Here is a 17,553-nt window from a genome sequence, read left to right as displayed (position 1 = left end):
GCATCAGGAAGTTGACCACCTTCACCTGCTGCATCTCGGCTTTGATCATGAAGCGCAGCCCCGGTACCCGACCGGCGGCCCGCCCGCCGCCCCGCCCACGGGGGCGCAGCACGCGCCGCCCAGCGGGCCCCAGCACGCGCCGCAGATCTACCGCTCGACGGCCTCGGCGAGCGCGGCGGCGCCCCCCACCACCGCCGAGCCCGCGGTGCTGCAGACGGGCCGCATCGGGGGCGACTCGTCGGTGCTCGCGACGTCGATGATGAAGATCCTGCGGCCCGGCAAGGCGCTGGAATCGACGCCCGGCGCCATCACCATCGGCCGCGCCAACGACAACGACATCGTCATCCCCGAGGTGCTCGCCTCGCGCCACCACGCCACGCTGATCCCCGGTCCCAACGGCACCGAGATCCACGACAACCGCAGCATCAACGGCACCTTCGTCAACGGCTCCCGCGTCGACTCCGCCCTGTTGCACGACGGCGACGTCGTCACGATCGGCAACATCGACCTCGTCTTCCACGGCGGCACCCTGGCCCGCCGCGACCAGGCCGCCACCGCCACCCGCACCGGCGGCCTCGACGTGCGCGGCGTGACATGGACGATCGAGACCACCAAGACGCTGCTGGACAACATCTCGCTGACCGCGCAGCCCGGCACGCTCACGGCGGTCATCGGCCCGTCGGGCGCCGGCAAGTCGACCTTCGCGCGGCTGGTCGCCGGCTACACCCACCCGACCACCGGCACGGTGTCCTTCGAGGGCCACAACATCCACGCCGAGTACGCCTCGTTGCGCAGCCGCATCGGGATGGTCCCGCAGGACGACGTGGTGCACGGTCAGCTGACCGTCCAGCAGGCGCTGATGTACGCCGCGGAGCTGCGCCTGCCGCCCGACACCACGAAGGAGGACCGGGCGCAGGTGGTCGCGCGGGTGCTCGAGGAACTCGAGATGACCAAGCACCTGCACACCCGGGTCGACAAGCTGTCCGGCGGGCAGCGGAAGCGGGCCTCGGTGGCGTTGGAGCTGCTCACCGGCCCGTCGCTGCTGATCCTCGACGAGCCGACCTCGGGCCTGGACCCGGCGCTGGACCGGCAGGTGATGACCATGCTGCGCCAGCTCGCCGACGCCGGGCGCGTGGTGCTGGTGGTCACCCACTCGCTGACCTACCTCGACGTCTGCGACCAGGTGCTGCTGCTGGCGCCGGGCGGCAAGACCGCGTTCTGCGGGCCGCCCAGCCAGATCGGCGCCGCCATGGGCACCACCAACTGGGCGGACATCTTCAGCGGCGTCGCCAACGACCCCGACGGCGCGCAGGCGCGCTACCTGGCGCGGACCGGGCCGCCGCCGCCCCCGCCGCCCGCGGAGAAACCGGCCGAGCTGGGCGACCCGTCGCACACCAGCCTGTTCCGGCAGTTCTCCACGATCGCCCGCCGGCAGATGCGGCTGATCGTCTCCGACCGCGGCTACTTCGTCTTCCTCGCGGTGCTGCCGTTCATCATGGGATCGCTGTCGATGTCGGTGCCCGGCGATGTCGGGTTCGGCATCCCCAACCCGATGGGCGCGGCGCCCAACGAGCCCGGCCAGATCCTGGTGCTGCTCAACGTCGGCGCCGTGTTCATGGGCACCGCGCTGACCATCCGAGACCTGATCGGCGAGCGCGCCATCTTCCTGCGCGAGCAGGCGGTCGGGCTGTCCACCTCCGCGTACCTGCTGGCGAAGGTCTGCGTGTACACCGTGTTCGCGATCGTCCAGTCGGCGATCGTCACCGTCATCACGGTCATCGGCAAGGGCGCGCCGACCCAGGGCGCCGTGGCCCTGGGCAAGCCGGCGCTCGAGCTGTTCGCCGACATCGCGCTGACCTGCGTCGCCTCGGCGATGCTCGGCCTCGCCCTGTCGGCGATCGCGAAGTCCAACGAGCAGATCATGCCGCTGCTCGTGGTCGCCGTCATGTCGCAGCTGGTGTTCTCGGGCGGGATGATCCCCGTAACGAACCGCGTCGGACTCGACCAGATGTCGTGGGTAACCCCGGCACGGTGGGGGTTCGCGGCCTCGGCCTCCACCGCCGATCTCATCAAGCTGGTGCCCGGCCCGTTGACGCCGAAAGACTCGCACTGGCATCACACGCCGGGGGCCTGGTGGTTCGACATCGGCATGCTGGCGCTGATCAGCGCCGGCTACCTCGGCTTCGTGCGCTGGAGGATCCGGCTGAAAGGCGGCTGAGCGCCGCGTGCGTCAGGCCCCCTTGCGCAGCACCTGGTCGGCCGCCGCCCGCATCCGGTCGGACAGCTGCAGCAGGTCGTGCTCGCCGACGCCGAGGGGCAGGGTGTAGGCCAGCTGCCGCAGCTCGACGGCGTAGCCGCGGAGCTCTTCACGGAGTCGCATCTCAACAGTGGGCATGGTCTCTCCCTCTGGCTGGACGGGGCGCAACGCCTGTCCGCGTCGACCGGCCGATTGGAGCATCTTCGCAGCCCCCACCCCGGACTGCGAGACCGCCGAGGCGTTTTAACGGGAGTTTGACAGCGCCTTTACAGTGCGCGCTGCCGGCCACCCGGCGCGATGCCGCGAAATCCCGGGCGCGATCTCGCCGCGGCGTTACGCTGACGCTGCCCCGTGAAAGGTGAGGCCCGGATGGACTTTGAGCTCAACGACGAGCAACGCGCCTGGCTGGGCGAGGTCCGCGAGTTCCTGCACGAGCACGTCACCGCCGAGCTGCGCGCCGAACTGGCCGAGCACGACCTGGAATACCCGGGCGGGGAGGTGGCGCGCTTTCGGCGCGCGATCGGCGCCAAAGGGTGGTTCGGCCTGAACTGGCCGCGCCAATACGGGGGACTGGGGCTGGGCGCGGTCCACCTGCACCTGCTGATGAGCGAGTTCGAGTACTGGGGCGTGCCCGGGCCGGACCTCACGGTGACCTCGGTGGCGCCGATGATCATGCGGCACGGCACCGAACGCAACAAGAGCGACTGGCTGCCGCTGATCGCCCGGGGCGAGATGGTCTGCGCGGTCGGCTATTCCGAGCCGGACGCGGGTACCGACTTGGCCAGCCTGCGCACCAGCGCCACCCGCGACGGTGACCACTGGGTCATCAACGGCACCAAGACCTGGAACAGCGGCGCGCACCGCGCCACCCACGAATGGCTGTGCGTGCGCACCGATCCCGACGCCGTCCGGCACCGCGGCCTCTCGGTCGTCATCGTGCCGATCGACAGCCCCGGCGTGCAGATCCGTCCGCTGTACGCCTGGTCGGGTTACCGCACCAACGAGGTGCACTTCGACAACGTGCGGGTGCCCGTCACCAACCTGATCGGTGACGTCAACCGCGGCTGGACGTACATCACCGGGGCGCTGGACCTCGAGCGCGGCGCGCTTACCAACCCGGGGGACCTGCGCCGCGCCGTCGACGAGCTGCGCCGGCTGGCGGGCACGCCGCGCCGGGATCGGACGGTGCCGGCCGACAGCCCGTCGCTGCGCCGCCGGCTCGCGCAGGCCGAGGCCGACGTGGCGGTCGCCACCTTGATGGGCTACGAGGCCGCGTCGATCCTGGACGACGGCGTCATCCCCACCGTCGAGGTCAGCGTCGAGAAAATATTCACCAGCGAGTTGCGCCAGCGCATCGCGGAGTTGGCGCTCGACCTGCTCGGGCCCGACGGGCTGTTGGCGCACCGCAACCCGGCCGCGCCGCTCGCCGGCACCTTCGAGCGGCTCTACCGGGCGGCGCCCCTGATGCGCTTCGGCGGGGGCACCAACGAGGTGCTGCGCGACATCGTCGCCCAACGGGGGCACGGCCTGCCCTCCTACGGACGCTGACGGGATACCCGCGCCGCCGATGAAAGCGATCCCCACGGCCGAACAGCGTCAGTTCGCCGCGTCGCTGCGCGCCCTACTCGCGGCCGAGAACCCGGTGAGCGCGGTGCGCGGCCTGCACGAACCGGGCGCCGACCGGCGCTCACCGGCGTTGTGGAAGGTGCTCGCCGACGCCGGCGTGTTCGGGCTGGGGATCGCCGAGGAGTACGGCGGGTCGGGCGGCTCGCTGGCCGACCTCGCCGCCTTCTACACCGAGGCCGGCCGCGCGCTGTGCCCCACCACGGTGCACGCCAGCGTGCAGGCCGCGCTGGCGATCGACACGCTGGGCTCCCCGGCCGACAAGGAGGCGTGGCTGCCCGCCTTGACGTCGGGAGCCACCCGCGCCACCACCGCGCTGGCCAACCCCCGCGACGCGGCCGACGTCACGCCGCCGCTGCGCGTCGCGCAAGGCGGGCGGCTGACCGGGACCGCGGACTACGTCGCCGACGCCGACGTCGCCGACGTCGTGGTGGTGTCCGCCGCGGACGGTGACCGCACGCGGGTGTTCGTCGTCGACGTGCCGGCACCGGGCCTCACCGCCGAGCCGCTCGCCATGGCCGGCGCGCACCGGGCGTTCACCCTGCGCTTCGACGACGTCCGAGCGGGGCCGCCGCTGTCCGGTGCCCCGGCGCTGCGGCGGGTGGCCAACGCGGCGGTGGCGCTGGGCTCACTCGACCTGGTGGGCGCCGCGCAGGCGGTGCTCGAGCGCACCGTCGAATACACCTCGCTGCGCCACCAATTCGGCCGGCCCATCGCGTCCTTCCAGGCCGCCCAGCACCTGATCGCCAACATGCACATCGCCCTCGCAGCCGCGCGACTGGCCGCCCACAGCGCGGTCTTCTGGATCGCGAAGGGGCGCACCGCGACCCGCGAGACCGCGATCGCGCGCATGCACGCGGCCACGGCCGCGCGGCTGATTACCCGCGACGCCCACCAGTTGCACGGCGGCATGGGTTACGTCACCGAAACCGACTTGCACCTGTGGAGCGAACGGGTGCGGCTCGGCTCGACGCTCGGCGGCGGGGCCGACGTCGCCGCGGGCTGGCTCGAGGACAGCATGGCCGAACTGGAGCGCCGGTGACCGACAAGACCTTGATCGACCCCGAATCCGCGTCGCGCGTCGGCACGGTCGCCGCAACGGCGACCGGCGAGGTGCAGCGGCGCGACTGGCAGCGCTGGGCGGCGGCCGTCGGCGACGACAACCCGTTGTGGTTCGACCCGGACTACGCCCGGGCCAACGGATTCCGCGACATCGTCTGCCCGCCGTTGTTCCTGCAGTACGCCGTCCTGAGCGAACCCCCCTGACGGCGCTGCGACCCGACGGTTCCTCCGGGGCGATCTCGGGCGGCCTGGCGTTCCCGCGCGCCCCCAAACGGATGGCCGGCGGGGAGAGTTTCACCTTCCACCTGCCGGCCTACGACGGTGACGCGGTCGACATGGTGCGCACCATCGCCTCGATCGTTGAAAAGCAAGGCCGCTCAGGCGCTTTCGTGCTGGTGACCTGGCACACGGCCTACCGCAACCAGCATGGTGAGCTGCTCGCCGAGGCGGCCACGTCGATGATCGCGCGCCCCTAGGACCGCCATGACCGATCAGGTGTACTACGACGACGTGAGGATCGGGCAGACCATCCCAACCCTCACGGTCACCGCCGACGAGACGCAGTTGTTCTTCTTCAGCGCCGCCACCTACAACGGCCACCGAATCCACTACGACAAGCAGTGGGCTCGCGAGGTCGAAGGGTACGACGATGTGCTGGTGCACGGGCCGCTGCAGGCGGCGCTGTTGGCCCGCGCGATCGGGGACTGGATCGGCGGCCGCGGGCGGCTGGTGTCCTTCTCGGTGCAGAACCGGGCCATCGCCCACCCCGGCCAGGCGCTGAGCTTCGGCGGCGAGATCACCGGCAAGCGTCTCGCCGACGGCGGTGCCGGCCTGGTGGACCTCGACATCGCGGGCCGCCGCGCGCAGACCGTGCTGATGCCGGGAACGGCGACCGTCGAGCTGCCGCGCCGCGGGGCGCCGGCATGACCGGCCTGCGCGGCGAAGCCGCGATCGTCGGCATCGCCGAGCTCCCGGCGGCGAAGCGGCCGGCCGGGGCCCCGTCGTTCACCCTCGACCAGTACGCGCTGCTGGCGAAGATGGTCATCGAGGACGCCGGCGTCGACCCCGGTTGCGTCAACGGCCTGCTCACCCACGGCATCGCCGAGTCGGCGCTGTTCGCGCCCGCGACGCTCTGCGAATACCTAGGAATGCCAATGGATTTCGGCGAGCGGGTGGACCTCGGCGGGGCGACTGCGGCGGGCATGGTGTGGCGCGCCGCCGCCGCCGTCGAACTCGGCGCCTGCGACGCGGCGCTGGCCGTCGTGCCCGGGTCGGCGGCCCTGCCGCAGCCGTCGACGTCACCGCCACCCCCGCCCAATTGGTTTGGGGCGTCGTCGAATACGTATGGCTCACCGCAGGCCGAGTTCGAGATCCCGTACGGCAACGTCGGCCAGAACGCGCCCTACGCGCAGATCGCCCAGCGCTACGCGGCGGAGTTCGGCTACGACCCGGCCGCCCTCGCCAAGATCGCCGTCGACCAGCGCACCAACGCGGGCGCGCACCCAGGCGCGGTGTTCCACGGCACGCCGCTCACGGTGGCCGACGTGCTGGCCAGCCCGATGATCGCCGACCCCATCCACCTGCTGGAGACCGTGCTGCGGGTGCACGGGGGAGCCGGGGTGCTGATCGCCAACGCCGACCTCGCCCGCCGCGCCCGGCACCGCCCGGTCTGGATCACCGGCTTCGGCGAACACCTCGCGTTCAAGACACCCACCTACGCCGACGACCTGCTGCGCACCCCGATAGCGCGGGCCGCCGAGCGGGCGTTCGCCATGGCCGGGCTGGGGCGCGCCGACGTCGACGTCGCCTCCCTCTACGACTGCTACACCATCACCGTCTTGATGAGCCTGGAGGACGCCGGCTTCTGCGCCAAGGGCGCTGGCATGTCGTGGGTCACCGACCACGACCTGACCCATCGCGGCGACTTCCCGGTCAACACCGCGGGCGGGCAGCTGTCGTTCGGGCAGGCCGGCATGGCCGGCGGCATGCATCACGTGGTCGACGGCGCCCGCCAGGTGATGGGTCGCGCCGCCGCCGCCCAGGTCCCGGACTGCCACATCGCGTTCGTCAGCGGCACCGGGGGCATCATGAGCGAGCAGGTCGCGCTGCTGATGCGGGGGGACTGACCGAGGTGAACCTGCCCGTACCCCAACCCACGCCCGTGTCCCGGCCCTTCTGGGACGGCCTGACCCAGCGCCGCATCCTGGTCCAGTTCTCGCCGTCGCTGGGGCGCTACGTGTTCTACCCACGCACCCTGGCCCCCGGTACCCTGGCCGACGATCTCCAGTGGCGCGAAATCGACGGCGCCGCAACGCTGTACACCTACACGGTCGCCCGCCGGCCCACCGGGCCGCCGTGGGCCGACGCGGTGCCGCAACTGCCGGCGGTGGTGCGGTGGGACGCTGGCCCGAAATTCAGCACCGAGCTCGTCGACGCGGACCCCGACGCGGTCGCAATCGGCATGCGCGTCGAGCCGGTGTTCTACGATCTGCCCGGAGAAGGGATCACGCTACTGAGGTATCGGCCGGCATGAGCGACCCGCCGCAGCGGGCGCAGGGCCCGGACGACGCCGACGACCCGATCGGCGGCGCCGTGCAGGCGATGCTGCGCCGCCTGAACGACGGCTTCCCGCGCGTCGAGGACATGTCGGGCGCGGCCGCCCGCGCCGCGGTGGCCGAACGGCACGCCCCGGCCGGCAACGTCGACGACGTGCACAGCACCGTGGACCGTCTGGTTCCCGGTGCCGCCGGTGAGATCCCGGTGCGGATCTACCAGCCGCACGGCGCGCCCGGTCAGCGGCCCGCGATCGTGTTCTGCCATGGCGGCGGATTCGTGTTCTGCGACATCGAATCCCACGACGGCTTCTGCCGCGCGCTGGCCCGCGGCAGCCAGGCCGTCGTGGTGTCGGTCGGCTACCGCTTCGCCCCCGAACACCGGGCTCCGGCGGCCGCGCTCGACGCGTTCTCGGCGTTCTGTTGGGTGGTCGGTCACGGCGGCGAACTGGGCGTGGATCCGGCGCGGGTCGCCGTGGCCGGTGACAGCGCCGGGGGCAACCTGGCCGCCGTCACCGCGATCTTGTGCCGCGAGCGCGACGTCGCCAGGCCGGCCGCGCAGCTGCTGCTGTACCCGGTCATCGATCCCTCCTTCGAGACCGACAGCTATCGCCGTTGCGGCACCGGGTACTTCAATACCCGCGCCGCCATGCAGTGGTATTGGCGCCAATACCTGGGCCCGGAACCCGCTTTCGACCCGCCCTACCTGGTCGCGCCCGCCCGGGCGGAGTCGCACGCACAGCTGCCGCCCGCGGTGATCGTCACCGCCGGGCTGGACCCGCTGCACAGCGAGGGCTGCGACTACGCGCGCCGGCTGCGCGAGGCCGGCGTCGCCGTCGTGCACCGCGACTTCCCGGGACTCTTCCACGGCTTCATGACGATTCCGTCCTTCCCGCCCGCGGCCTCGGCGCGCGACCTGGTCTGCGCAGACATCGCCGAGCTGCTGGGATCCCGAAAGGTGGCGCCGTGACCGAGACACCGGAAAGCGACGTCCTCGTCATCGGCGCCGGCTTCGCGGGCCTGTACGCCGTGCACCGGGCGGCGTCGGCCGGGCTGCGGGTGATCGGCGTCGACGCGGCCCCCGAGGTGGGTGGCACCTGGTACTGGAACCGGTATCCGGGCGCCCGCTGTGACGTCGAAAGCGTGGACTACTCCTACTCTTTCGATGAGACGCTGCAGCAGAGCTGGACCTGGAGCGAACGTTTCGCCGCGCAACCGGAGATCCTGGCCTACCTTTGCCACGTGGCCGACCGGTTCGACCTGCGCCGCCATTACCGGTTCGGCGTCGACGTCGTGGCCGCCGCCTTCGAGCGGGGACGCTGGCGGGTCCGCACCGCCGCGGGCCAGGTTTACGGCGCGGACTTCCTGGTGTGCGCGACGGGGTGCCTGTCGGCGGTCAACCGTCCCGGCATCGCCGGCCTCGACGACTTCGCGGGAGACGTCTACTTCACCGCCGACTGGCCGCGCGAGGACCCGGACCTGCGCGGCAAACGGGTGGGGCTGATCGGCACGGGGTCGTCGGGCATCCAGATCGCGCCCATCCTGGCCGCCCGGGCGGAGCGGCTCGTGGTATTCCAGCGGTCGGCCAACTACACCGTCCCGATGCCCAACCGGCCGTGGTCACCGGAGGAGCAGCAGGAGATCCGGGAGCGCTATCCCGAGCGGCGGCGGGTGTCGGCGTACGCGGCGGCCGGCACGCCCCACGGCACGTATCACCGCAATGCGCTCGACACCGAACCGCAGGAGCGGCTGGAGGCGTTGTGGCGGCGCTGGCGCGAGGGCGGGGTCCTGTTCGGCAAGACCTTCCCCGACCAGAACAGCGACCTGGCGGCCAACGACGTCGCCCGGGAGTTCGCCGAGGAGCGGATCCGTGAGATCGTCGCCGACCCGGCCGTCGCCGCCGATCTCACCCCCGTCGACCACCCGATCGGGGCGAAACGCATCTGCACCGACAGCGGCTACTACGCCACGTTCAACCGGGCGAACGTGCGGCTGGTCAACCTGCGCCGCGAGCCCATCGAGGCGGTCACCGCCGACGGGGTGCGCACCAGCGCCGCAACCTATCCGTGCGACGCGCTCATCTTCGCCACCGGGTTCGACGCGATGACCGGGGCGCTGACCCGCATCGACCCCGTCGGTCCGCGGGGCGACCGGCTGCGCGACATCTGGGCCAACGGCCCGCTGACGTTCCTCGGCTTGATGGTGCCCGGCCTGCCGAACCTGTTCACCATCAGCGGCCCCGGCAGCCCCTCGGTGCTGTCAAACATGGTGCTGCACGCCGAGATTCAGGTCGACTGGGTGATGGGTGTCATCGAGACCGCCCGTCGCCTGGGGGTCGGCGAGGTGGAACCGCGCCGGGACGCGGCCGATGCGTGGACCGAGCACGTCGCGGCGGCCGGCGAGCGGACGCTGTTCACCAAGGCCGCCTCGTCCTGGTACCTCGGCGCCAACATCGAGGGCAAAAAGCGGGTTTTCATGCCCTACGCCGGCGGGTTCGGCACCTACCGGCGGCACTGCGACGACGTCGTACGCCACCGGTACGCCGGGCTGGTCCTGACCACCGCGACGGATCGGTGACGACGTGGAGACGGTTCAACAGCTGTTGCGGCAGCGCCGCGACGACGACACCGCGGCGCTGGCCTTCGGCGACCGGGTGTGGACGTGGCGCGAGCACCTCGACGAGGCGGCGGCGGAGGCCGCCGCGTTGATCGCCCTGGCCGACCCCGGCCGGCCCCTGCACGTCGGGGCCCTGCTGCCCAATTGCCCGGCGATGCTGCGGTCCATGGCCGCGGCCGCGCTCGGCGGTTACGTGCTGTGCGGCCTGAACACCACGCGGCGCGGGGCGGGGCTGTTGGCCGACATCCGCCGCTCGGACTGCCAGCTGTTGCTGGTGGATGCCGAGCACCGCGCCCTGCTGGACGGGCTGGCGCTCGACGGCATCGAGGTGCTCGACGTCGCCGGGCCGGGTTATGCCCGGGCGGTGGCGAGCGCGCCGGCGTTGCTTGCGCACCGCGAGGTCGTCGGCGGCGACACCTTCATGATGATCTTCACCTCCGGAACGAGCGGCGATCCCAAGGTGGTGCGGCTCGCGCACGCGATGGCGATCATGTGCGGCGCCAGCCTGATCTACCAGTACGACGTCACCGCGGCCGACGTCTGCTACCTCGCGATGCCGCTGTTCCATTCCAACGGCGTCGCCGCCGGGTGGGCGGTGGCGATCGGCAGCGGAGCCACCATGGTGCCGGCGCGCTTCTCGCCGAACCGCTTCCTCGACGACGTGCGCCGCTACGGCGTGACCTATGTCAATTACGTCGGCAAGCCCCTCGCGCTCATCCTGGCCACGCCCGCGCGGCCCGACGACGCCGACAACACGCTGCGAGTGGCCTTCGGCAACGAGGCCAACGACCGCGACATCGCCGAATTCGCACGGCGTTTCGGCTGCCGCGTGGTGGACAGCTTCGGCTCCAGCGAGTTCGCGGTCATCGTGGTCCGTGAGGACGGCACGCCGCCCGGCTCCATCGGCAGGCCGTATCCCGGTGTGAGCGTGTATAACTCGGCAACGCTGCGGGAATGCCCCGTCGCCCGGTTTGACGAACACGGGGCGCTGATCAACGCCGACGACGCGGTGGGGGAGTTGGTGAACACCCAGGGGGCGGGCCCGTTCGTCGGCTACTACAACGACCCGGCCGCCACCGCCGAACGCCTTCGCCACGGAATGTACTGGTCCGGCGATCTGGCCTACCGTGACGCCGACGGCTGGGTCTACCTCGCCGGGCGTACCGCCGACTGGATGCGGGTCGACGGCGAGAACCTGGCGGCGGCGCCGGTGGAGCGCGTCCTGGAACGGCTGCCGGCGATCGCGCAGGTCGCCGTCTACGCGGTCCGCGACGAGCGGGTGGGGGACCAGGTGATGGCGGCCCTGGTGTTGCGGGACGGCGCCGCGCTGCAGCCGGCCGACCTCGAGCGCTTCTTGCACGCCCAACCCGATCTGTCGCCCAAGGCGTGGCCGCGCTACGTGCGGATCAATTCCCAGCTGCCGACCACCGCCACCAACAAGATCCTCAAGCGCGCGCTGATCGCCGCGGGCGTCACCGCGCAGGGCGGCGTGCTGTGGAGTCGCGCGCCGCGGGCCACCGCGTACGCCGTGGTGCCCGACGGCGCCGTCGCGGCGACACCCTGACCGCGTCAGCCCGCCTCGGCGGGCTGCGGCGCCTCGCCGAACCGCGCCAGCACCAGCGTCGCCGCCACCGCCACGGTGAAGCCGACGATCACCAGCCAGCCCAGGCCGTCGCGGGCCCGGTCGCCGAGCCACACCACCCCGACGAATGCCGGAGCCAGCGTCTCGCCCACCACCATGCCGGCGACGGCCGTCGTCACCGAGCCGCGGTGCAGGGCCGAGGTGAGCAGCAGGAAGCCCGCGGCCCCACCCGCGGCGGCGGCATACAGGGCGGGGTTGGCGTAGAAGGAGGCTTTGGTGGGATCGAGCGCATCGATCAGGCGCACCCCGACCTCGATGACCCCGAAGCCGCTGCCGGAGGCCAATCCCAGCGCCAGCGCGCGGGGCCGGTCGGGCAGCCGACCCGCGACGGCCCCGCCGACGAAGAGGACGGCCACCACACCCAGCAGCGCCCAACCCAGGCCGGCCGGCGCGTGCCGGAAGTGTCCGGGACCGGCCGCCACGGCCAGCACGACCAGGCTCGCGCAGACGACGGCCACGGCCGTCCATTCGGCGCGCGACAGCCGCGCCGACAGCACCCACGCCGAGACGATGCCGGTGACGGCGATCGACGCGGCCAGCGCGGCCGCCACCACGTAGATCGGCACCAGCCGCAGCGCGGCGACCTGCAGGACGAAGCCCGCACCGTCGAGGCCCACGCCCACGAGGTAGCGCCATTGCCGGGCCGCTCGCAACAGCAGGACCGCGTCGACGCCCGACCGACTGCCGGCCTCGACCGAACGGGTCGCCGCCGCCTGCAGCACCGACGCGGCGCCGTAACAGATCGAACAGCCGAGGGCCAAGAGGAAGCCGATCAACACAGTGCAAACCCTAGGCGCCGGATCGGCCGTGCGTGCCCCGCCCGGTTCTCGGCTGAGAAACCGCTGAACATACGTTTGGGCACCGCCCCTGCGGGCTACGTCACAGTTACGCCCGCGTACGATCTTGCCCACATTCGGCCCCAGCCCCGTTGCACTCGTGCCTAGTGAACGCATAGGGCTTCTTTGCTGCGTCAATAGCGACTCGAATAGCATTGAACAACAACAAAATTCGCTATTGTGTTTAGTTTCGGTGTACATCTGTGTACTCTGACTGCATGGCGGAACGGGGAGCAGAGCCGCATGTCCCGTGGGGGCGACGGCTATTTCTGCGGGCGGTGCGGCGGTTGTTCAGCCCGCTCGAGCCGGACGACTACCTGGAGATGATCAACCCGCTGTGGACCACCAAGGAGCTGCGCGGAAAGGTCGAGCGGGTCGAGCCGCAGGGTTCGGACGCGGCCAGCGTCCTGATCCGGCCCGGATATGAGTGGCCGGGCCACAAGCCGGGTCAGTACGTGCGCCTCGGTGTCGTCATCGATGGCGTCTACCACTGGCGCGCCTATTCGCTGACCTCGGACCCCGAGCCCGCGGACGGCCTGATCAGCGTGACGCCCAAGAAGGTCGACAACGGTGTGGTATCGCCGTACCTCGTGCAGCGCATCCAGCCCGGCGACCTGGTGCGGCTCAGCGAGATCGAGGGCGTGTTCACGCTGCCCGAGCCGGTGCCGGCGAAAATGCTGTTCATCAGCGCCGGTAGCGGCATCACGCCGATCATCAGCATGCTGCGCAGCCTGGATCACCGCGGCGAGATGCGCGACGTGGTGGTCATCCACTCGGCGCGGACCCGCGAGCAGGTGATGTTCCTGCAGGCCCTCGAGGAACTGGACGCCCGCCACGACGGGCTGCGCTTCGACTTGCGGTTGACCTCCGACCGGGGCCGACTGAAGCCGGAGAACCTCGACGAGGTGTGCCCCGACTGGCGGGAGCGGGAGGCGTTCTGCTCCGGACCGGAGGAGATGCTCGACGCGCTGATCGAACACTGGGAGCATAACGGCGACCGCGACCGCCTGCATTTCGAGCGCTTCCAGCCCAAGATCGGCGGCGACGCCAACGCCGGCGAGGGCGGCGAGGTGAACTTCCTCGACAGCGACAAAAAGGTCGAATGCGACGGCGGCACGTCGATTTTGGAGGCCGGTGAGAACGCGGGTCTCAATCTCGCCTACGGCTGCCGGATCGGCATCTGCCATACCTGTGTCGGCACCCTGAAGTCCGGCAGGCTGCGGGACCTGCGTTCGGGCGACGTGACCGAACCGACCGGACAGGACGTCCGCATCTGCATCAACACCGCCGAAGGCGACGTCGAACTCGAACTGTAGAAGGAAAGGAGCGGCACATGACCAGCGCCGTGAAGAAGTCGACGCGGGGCGACAGCCCACTGTCCCGCCTCACCGAGCAAGAAATCGAGAAGCTGGGCAAGGAGCTGGACGCGATCCACGACGAGGTGTTCGCCGACCTCGGCGAGCGGGATCGCCGCTACATCAAGACCGTCATCTCCACCCAACGCCAAATCGTGGTCGTGGGTCGGGTGTTGCTCCTGGCGTCGCGGTCCAAGACCGCGTGGGCGCTGGGCACCGCCTGCCTCGGCATGGCGAAGATCCTGGAGAACATGGAGATCGGCCACAACGTCATGCACGGCCAGTGGGATTGGATGAACGACCCGGACATCCACTCCTCGGTGTGGGACTGGGACACCGCGTCGACCGCCGAATCCTGGAAGCACTCGCACAACTACATCCACCACACCTACACCAACATCCTGGGCAAGGATAAGGACCTCGGTTACGAGATCATGCGGATCGATCCCGCCCAGAAGTGGGCGCCGCGCTACCTCTTCCAGCCGATCTACAACCTGCTCCTGACGTTGCTCTTCGAGTGGGGCGTGGCGGTGCACGACATGGACATCGACGCCATCCGCAAGCGGGAGAAGCCCTGGTCGGAGGTGCGCAAGGATCTGCGGGGCATCGGCGTTAAGGCCCGCGCGCAGATCTATAAGGACTACCTGGGTTGGCCCGCCATCAGCGCGGGCGCGTTCGCCCTCACCCAGCTGGCCCTGCGCGGCCGCATCGACCAGCCGGCCGAGTCCCGCCTGGCCCGGCGGCTGCGCCGGGTGTCGAACAAGGGACGCGCCCGCACGGTCGCCGACTTCCTCGACAAGACCATGCCCGGCGTGGAAAGCACTTACCTGCGCACGCTCGGCGCGGACGCCGTCGCCAACCTGATCCGCAACATCTGGGCGCACGCCATCATCTTCTGCGGCCACTTCCCGGACCAGACCTACACCTTCACCCAGGAGGAGGTCGAGGACGAGACCCGCGGCGGCTGGTACGTGCGGCAGCTGCTCGGCGCCGCGAACATCGACGGCAGCCCGCTGTTCCACGTCATCAGTGGCAATCTCGGATACCAGGTCGAGCACCACCTGTACCCCGACATGCCCAGCAGCCGCTATTCGGAGATCGCCCCCAAGATCAAGGACATCTGCGAACGCTACGAGCTGCCCTACAACTCGGGCCGCTTCGGCAAGCAATGGCTCATGGTGCACCGCAGCATCTTTCGGCTGGCGTTCCCCGGCGGCAAGCCCCGGCCGAAGCCGGGACCGTACCGCAGCCCGGGCGCCCAGCCCGTCGCGGAACGCCCCAGCGAGGGCACCCGCTTCCGCGACCGAGTGCCGGCCGAGCACCCGGCGGCCGGGCCCGAACACGGCTCCGGCGGCGTCGAGGTGCAGCCACCGCCGCGCGGCAAGGACTGACGCCCACGCATTCGCGGCGGGGCCACTAGCCTGTTGCGGGTGAGCGGCATCGACGACGCGGCGCTGCGCGAGCGCATCCGGCGCGACATGAGCGACTTCGGGCTGCCGCCGGCGGCCGTGGCGCGGGCCATCGCCTTCGCCATCGAGCAACCCGACGACGTCGAGATCGGGGACATCACCATCCGCCCGACCGTCCAGGGCTAGCACCCGGACGCGGTGGTCATCGGGATGGCTGATCGAGCGCATCGGCGATCCCGATGGCGAGGCCTGAACCGGTTGCCGCGATGCGTCGTGGATCATCATCGATGATGGACCGCTCCGGGGAATCCGACACCGAGCCGACGGGCGATTGCGGCGGCTACGGGTTTCCCGCGCGGCTGTGGCGTCTGCTGGACCAGCATCCGCCGCCGGGCGTCCGACTGGCGCAGCGCTTCCGCAGCCCCTTGCGCGGGCCGTGGCTGACCTCGGTTTTCGGCGCGACCCTGCTAGTGGCGCTGCCCGTCGTCATCCTCACCGGGTTGCTCTCCTACATCGCCTACGGGCCGCGGCTCGGCCAGGCCATCCCCGCCGATGTCGGGTGGCTCAAGCTGCCGACGTTCGACTGGCCCACCCGCCCGGCGTGGCTGTACCGCCTGACCCAGGGCGTGCACGTCGGCCTCGGCCTGATCCTGATCCCGGTGGTGCTGGCCAAGCTGTGGTCGGTGCTGCCCAAGCTCTTCGTCTGGCCACCGGTGCGGTCCATCGCCCAACTGCTGGAGCGGCTTTCGCTGCTGACGCTGGTGGGCGGCATCTTGTTCGAGATCGTCACCGGGGTGCTCAACATCCAGTACGACTACATCTTCGGGTTCAGCTTCTACACGGCCCACTACTTCGGTGCCTGGGTGTTCATCGCCGGGTTCCTCGTGCACATCGCGCTCAAGATCCCCCGCATGTGGGACGGGCTGCGGTCGCTGGCGCTGCGCGACGTGCTCCGCGCCGGGCCGGGCGACACCCGACCGCAGCCCTGGGAGCCCGACGGCCTGGTGGCGCAGCACCCCGGACCCGCAACGATCAGCCGCCGTGGCGCGCTCGCGCTGGTGGGCGGGGGTGCGGTCTTCGTCGCGGTCATCACCGCGGGCCAAACCCTCGGCGGTTACGCCCGCGAGGCCGCGTTGCTGTTGCCGCGCGGGCGCGGCCGGGGGGACGCGACCGATGATTTCCCGATCAACCGGACCGCGGCGGCGGCCGGCATCAACCCCGCGTGGACCGGCGATCGTTGGCGCCTCGCCCTCAGCGGGGGCCGCCGCGGGGTGGTCCTGGACCGTGCCGCGCTGCTCGCGATGCCCCAGCACGCGGCGGTCCTGCCGATCGCCTGCGTCGAGGGCTGGTCGACCACCCAAACGTGGAGCGGCGTCCGACTCGCCGACCTGGCCCGCCTGGCGGGCGTCCCCGCGCCGCGGTCCGCGCGCGTGTCGTCGTTGGAACGCGGCGGCGCGTTCGCGAGCGCGGCCCTGCAGGGCAACCAGGTGCTGCACCCGGACGCGTTGTTGGCGTTGCGGGTCAACGGCGCCGACCTGTCGGCCGATCACGGCTTCCCCGCCCGCATCATCGTGCCGGCGCTGCCGGGGGTGCACAACACCAAATGGGTGGCGGCGATCGACTTCCGGGCCGGCGGCGATGCCTAGCCCGCTGACCCGCTTCGCCCGGCTCTACGGGGCGCATCCGCTGCACCTGCTGACCGCGCTCAGCGGGTTGGCGTTGCTCGGCTACGTCGTGGTTACCGTTCAGCCGGCGACGCTGTGGAACCCGCACGTGTGGTGGCAGTCGATCGTGGTGTGGTTCGCCGCGGCCGTGGTCGCCCACGATCTGGTGTTGTTCCCTGCCTATGCGCTCGCCGACCGGCTGCTGCCGCGTCCGCGTGCCGCGCCGGCGGGCGGCCCTGCGCCCCGTGTGCCGGTGCTGAACCACCTGCGGGTACCCGCGCTGGGCGCGGGGCTGACGCTCCTGGTGTTCCTGCCCGGCATCATCGGCCAGGGAGCCGGCACGTATCGGGCCGCGACCGGGCACACCCAGGACCCGTTCCTGGGTCGCTGGTTGTTGCTGACCGCGGCGATGTTCGGGCTCAGCGCCGCGATGTACGCAATCCGCGTGGCGGCCGCGGCCTTCGCCGCCCGCCGCACCGGGCTTTGACGGCTGTGTTAAATGTGCGCCGATTCACCGCAGGGTTGCGGCCACGCTGC

General features: G+C 71.2%; 15 protein-coding genes and 2 pseudogenes. 15 read left to right on the top strand and 2 right to left on the bottom strand.

Annotated features, from left to right (window positions below; translation table 11 throughout):
• Positions 1–2,218, top strand: a 2,218-nt coding sequence (locus A5714_RS12830) for an ATP-binding cassette domain-containing protein (protein WP_068285646.1), incomplete at its 5' end; no start/stop codon positions are given.
• 12 nt (positions 2,219–2,230) lie between these two features.
• On the opposite strand, the gene A5714_RS26630 is transcribed toward A5714_RS12830, so the two are convergent.
• The gene (locus A5714_RS26630) at positions 2,231–2,395 is read right to left on the bottom strand and encodes a hypothetical protein (protein ID WP_197502805.1); all 165 of its coding nucleotides are present in this window, start codon (positions 2,393–2,395) and stop codon (positions 2,231–2,233) included.
• A 231-nt stretch (positions 2,396–2,626) separates the two neighbouring features.
• Here A5714_RS26630 and A5714_RS12820 point away from each other — a divergent pair, with 231 nt between their 5' ends.
• From A5714_RS12820 to fadD1, 9 genes and pseudogenes are all read left to right on the top strand, one after another.
• Positions 2,627–3,805, top strand: coding sequence for an acyl-CoA dehydrogenase family protein (locus A5714_RS12820; protein WP_068285642.1), 1,179 nt, complete (start codon positions 2,627–2,629; stop codon positions 3,803–3,805).
• Between the two features lie 19 nt (positions 3,806–3,824).
• Positions 3,825–4,922, top strand: coding sequence for an acyl-CoA dehydrogenase family protein (locus A5714_RS12815; protein ID WP_068285640.1), 1,098 nt, complete (start codon positions 3,825–3,827; stop codon positions 4,920–4,922).
• Positions 4,919–5,418, top strand: a pseudogene (locus A5714_RS12810) (MaoC family dehydratase N-terminal domain-containing protein). Before A5714_RS12815 ends, A5714_RS12810 begins: the two are co-directional and overlap by 4 nt.
• A 7-nt stretch (positions 5,419–5,425) precedes the next feature.
• Positions 5,426–5,869, top strand: a complete 444-nt coding sequence (locus A5714_RS12805) for a MaoC/PaaZ C-terminal domain-containing protein (protein ID WP_068285638.1) — start codon at positions 5,426–5,428, stop codon at positions 5,867–5,869.
• Positions 5,866–7,068, top strand: a complete 1,203-nt coding sequence (locus A5714_RS12800) for a thiolase family protein (RefSeq protein WP_068285635.1) — start codon at positions 5,866–5,868, stop codon at positions 7,066–7,068. The genes A5714_RS12805 and A5714_RS12800 overlap by 4 nt, the downstream gene beginning before the upstream one ends.
• Before the next feature lie 5 nt (positions 7,069–7,073).
• Entirely contained in the window at positions 7,074–7,475 is a 402-nt protein-coding gene (locus A5714_RS12795; RefSeq protein ID WP_082959716.1) for a Zn-ribbon domain-containing OB-fold protein, read from the top strand.
• A gap of 68 nt (positions 7,476–7,543) precedes the next feature.
• Complete coding sequence (locus A5714_RS12790; protein WP_068285657.1) at positions 7,544–8,464, top strand: alpha/beta hydrolase; 921 nt, start codon at positions 7,544–7,546, stop codon at positions 8,462–8,464.
• Positions 8,461–10,071, top strand: a complete 1,611-nt coding sequence (locus A5714_RS12785) for an NAD(P)/FAD-dependent oxidoreductase (protein ID WP_231975881.1) — start codon at positions 8,461–8,463, stop codon at positions 10,069–10,071. Before A5714_RS12790 ends, A5714_RS12785 begins: the two co-directional genes overlap by 4 nt.
• A 4-nt stretch (positions 10,072–10,075) precedes the next feature.
• On the top strand, positions 10,076–11,674 hold the full coding sequence (gene fadD1, locus A5714_RS12780) for a fatty-acid--CoA ligase FadD1 (RefSeq protein WP_068285633.1): 1,599 nt from the start codon (positions 10,076–10,078) through the stop codon (positions 11,672–11,674).
• Between the two features lie 5 nt (positions 11,675–11,679).
• Here the strand turns inward: fadD1 and A5714_RS12775 are convergent, their stop codons facing one another.
• A complete protein-coding gene (locus A5714_RS12775; protein ID WP_068285631.1) occupies positions 11,680–12,531 on the bottom strand; it encodes a DMT family transporter in 852 nt (283 codons plus the stop codon).
• Positions 12,532–12,806: 275 nt separating this feature from the next.
• Here A5714_RS12775 and A5714_RS12770 point away from each other — a divergent pair, with 275 nt between their 5' ends.
• From A5714_RS12770 to A5714_RS12755, 5 genes and pseudogenes are all read left to right on the top strand, one after another.
• Complete coding sequence (locus A5714_RS12770) at positions 12,807–13,904, top strand: ferredoxin reductase (RefSeq protein ID WP_068285629.1); 1,098 nt, start codon at positions 12,807–12,809, stop codon at positions 13,902–13,904.
• Between the two features lie 17 nt (positions 13,905–13,921).
• Positions 13,922–15,334 (top strand): acyl-CoA desaturase, encoded by a 1,413-nt coding sequence (locus tag A5714_RS12765; RefSeq protein WP_068069258.1) that lies wholly within the window; start codon positions 13,922–13,924, stop codon positions 15,332–15,334.
• Between the two features lie 93 nt (positions 15,335–15,427).
• Positions 15,428–15,538, top strand: a pseudogene (locus A5714_RS25370) (oxidoreductase); the annotation flags it as partial.
• Between the two features lie 101 nt (positions 15,539–15,639).
• Positions 15,640–16,998, top strand: coding sequence for a molybdopterin-dependent oxidoreductase (locus A5714_RS12760; RefSeq protein WP_156747293.1), 1,359 nt, complete (start codon positions 15,640–15,642; stop codon positions 16,996–16,998).
• On the top strand, positions 16,991–17,503 hold the full coding sequence (locus A5714_RS12755) for a hypothetical protein (RefSeq protein ID WP_068285627.1): 513 nt from the start codon (positions 16,991–16,993) through the stop codon (positions 17,501–17,503). Before A5714_RS12760 ends, A5714_RS12755 begins: the two co-directional genes overlap by 8 nt.
• Positions 17,504–17,553: the final 50 nt, after the last annotated feature.

The organism is Mycobacterium sp. E2462 (genome assembly GCF_001672685.1).
Lineage (GTDB): Bacteria > Actinomycetota > Actinomycetes > Mycobacteriales > Mycobacteriaceae > Mycobacterium.
Note: the sequence above shows the minus strand (reverse complement) of the source record. Positions and strands in the feature narration are given on the sequence as shown.

Excerpts from the sequence above, each read along its gene's own strand:
- A5714_RS12815 (WP_068285640.1), top strand. The coding sequence starts at position 3,825 with ATGAAAGCGATCCCCACGGCCGAACAGCGTCAGTTCGCCGCGTCGCTG.
- A5714_RS12770 (WP_068285629.1), top strand. The coding sequence starts at position 12,807 with ATGGCGGAACGGGGAGCAGAGCCGCATGTCCCGTGGGGGCGACGGCTA.
- A5714_RS12805 (WP_068285638.1), top strand. The coding sequence starts at position 5,426 with ATGACCGATCAGGTGTACTACGACGACGTGAGGATCGGGCAGACCATC.
- A5714_RS12800 (WP_068285635.1), top strand. The coding sequence starts at position 5,866 with ATGACCGGCCTGCGCGGCGAAGCCGCGATCGTCGGCATCGCCGAGCTC.
- A5714_RS12790 (WP_068285657.1), top strand. The coding sequence starts at position 7,544 with ATGCTGCGCCGCCTGAACGACGGCTTCCCGCGCGTCGAGGACATGTCG.
- A5714_RS12820 (WP_068285642.1), top strand. The coding sequence starts at position 2,627 with ATGGACTTTGAGCTCAACGACGAGCAACGCGCCTGGCTGGGCGAGGTC.
- A5714_RS12760 (WP_156747293.1), top strand. The coding sequence starts at position 15,640 with ATGATGGACCGCTCCGGGGAATCCGACACCGAGCCGACGGGCGATTGC.
- A5714_RS26630 (WP_197502805.1), bottom strand. The coding sequence starts at position 2,395 with ATGCCCACTGTTGAGATGCGACTCCGTGAAGAGCTCCGCGGCTACGCC.
- A5714_RS12755 (WP_068285627.1), top strand. The coding sequence starts at position 16,991 with ATGCCTAGCCCGCTGACCCGCTTCGCCCGGCTCTACGGGGCGCATCCG.
- A5714_RS12765 (WP_068069258.1), top strand. The coding sequence starts at position 13,922 with ATGACCAGCGCCGTGAAGAAGTCGACGCGGGGCGACAGCCCACTGTCC.